Source organism: Martelella mediterranea (assembly GCF_004342225.1).
GTDB lineage: Bacteria > Pseudomonadota > Alphaproteobacteria > Rhizobiales > Rhizobiaceae > Martelella > Martelella mediterranea_B.
In genome coordinates this window covers 1-1,705 of sequence record NZ_SMAR01000094.1, presented here as the reverse complement: position 1 = coordinate 1,705, position 1,705 = coordinate 1, and the positions used below count along the sequence as shown (strand labels likewise).

Sequence of the window (1,705 nt, the reverse complement as noted above, 5' to 3'; positions counted from 1 at the left end):
TTCGTCATCTCGATCTCCTAATTGATAAGATGAACCAGAAATCCTCCCTTATTCAAATCCTCAAATCTGTCCCACCGGCGCTGACGTCAGACAGAATCGGCATAAGATCGAGATATGCTTGATTGTCGGGGTATCTGTGCTGCGAACGGAAAGCGCGGATTTCTGGTAGTCCCAGTTGAGAATTGATCAACGCAAATCGGTCTGCAGCCTTAGCGACGTTCACAGAGGTATCGAGATAGGGAGATGCGCGCGAAGGATCGAGGCGCGCGTCCAGATCGTCCAATCTTACATGATGGGACATTCGCATAGGAACGCCGTGAGCCGTCGGGTGGCTTGCGAGCAAAAAGGACGCGCCGAGCCAGGGTTCTATGCCACCTCGCTCAAGGTGCAGACGTCGCTTCAGACTTGTGAAGAGCGGGTGATCGCGGTGATGGGTTGCGTTTCGTATGGCTATCATCAGTGCGGTGTCGCCATGATCGAAATAGGGAAATAGATTCTTTGAAACATCATAAAGCGTATGGAACGCCTCAAGCTTCATCTCGAAGCCACGATCGACATTATCAATCGCTTCTTCGGCGTCGATCTTGAACTGCTCGCCAAAACGCATTGCGCTTCAACGTAAATTCTCATGCAGTTTGCGAGCTTGCTGACTGCATTCTCGATTATTTTGCTGCTATCCAAAGGCCTGTCCTTGCCGATACTCGGCTTGTCAGCCGTTTGTTTCCATCGCGGATGATTTCGAAAACAGGGCGTGCGCAATTCGATCTGCGAACCAGCTGGGCGTGTGCCGCCTGTGGAATCGCCCGATAGTTTCGATTGATGCTTTCTACTTTAAAGCAACACTGGCTGCTACCCCGTCGAACGGCTGCGTCGTCCAGTCTCTACAAGGCCCCCGTGTGTTTTTCTGCTTCACACCTGGAAAGAGCGGCTTTGGAGCAGCGACGTTGCTGTACCTGGCGAAGCTGAGCGCCGACAAAGGGCCGCATCGCAGACGCTCCGCAGCTCGAAATGCTGCGCCCCGTGTCCAGTGGCCGGTTCGGGGAATGCCGCCGCGCAGCACCGACGAGGCTCGAACGTCCGCTCCGGCCCGAGAGCTACCATAGAATTTGCCCTATCGAATGTCAGCAAAGGTGAGCAAATTTCCAGAAGCCACCAGTCCCCTTCCGGCCCCATTTCGGTTGATCTCGATCGAGAATCGATCTCGCACAGTACCATCGATATGCACAACTCGATCAGTATTGGATCGCTGCACGTCAGGAGAGAAAAACGTGAGCGGCTGCCGTGCTGTCGTTGACAATTGCGAGCTCCACGACCGCGTCAAATACCCCATGAAGCCACGCCCATTCAATCTCAGAATTCCGCCTTGCCCCGTAATGATGCCGATGATTGAACAGGCTCGGCAGAGAAACCGGAAAAAAACGATTTTGCAGCGCTCCATAGGTTCTAACAGCGAAAACGAAGCGTTTTTAGCAACAAATAAATAGGCAAGGCAGTCTGCCAGTCCGCACCAAAGAAGCATCGCCGGACGCTGACGGAAAGTCTTCGCTCCAAGTCTATGACTCCACCGTCAGAATCCGGAATAGCGAAATTGCTGTGCTCTTGTACAGCGATGACGCCAGCTGGACCTGTCACGGTTTCGTTCCGCCCCAGGTTCTCGTTTAAGCCACTTTCCGTTCGAAAGCGACGGGGCTTTTCCAGCCCAACG

The 1,705-nt window shown here is 53.5% G+C and carries 2 protein-coding genes; both read right to left on the bottom strand.

What is annotated here, in order from left to right; translation table 11 throughout:
- Positions 1-52: 52 nt before the first annotated feature.
- Positions 53-607, bottom strand: a complete 555-nt coding sequence (locus EDC90_RS20700) for a hypothetical protein (protein WP_132314395.1) — start codon at positions 605-607, stop codon at positions 53-55.
- Between the two features lie 836 nt (positions 608-1,443).
- Positions 1,444-1,705 (bottom strand): hypothetical protein (locus EDC90_RS21135; RefSeq protein WP_207903997.1); only part of this gene is annotated, 262 nt, incomplete at its 5' end.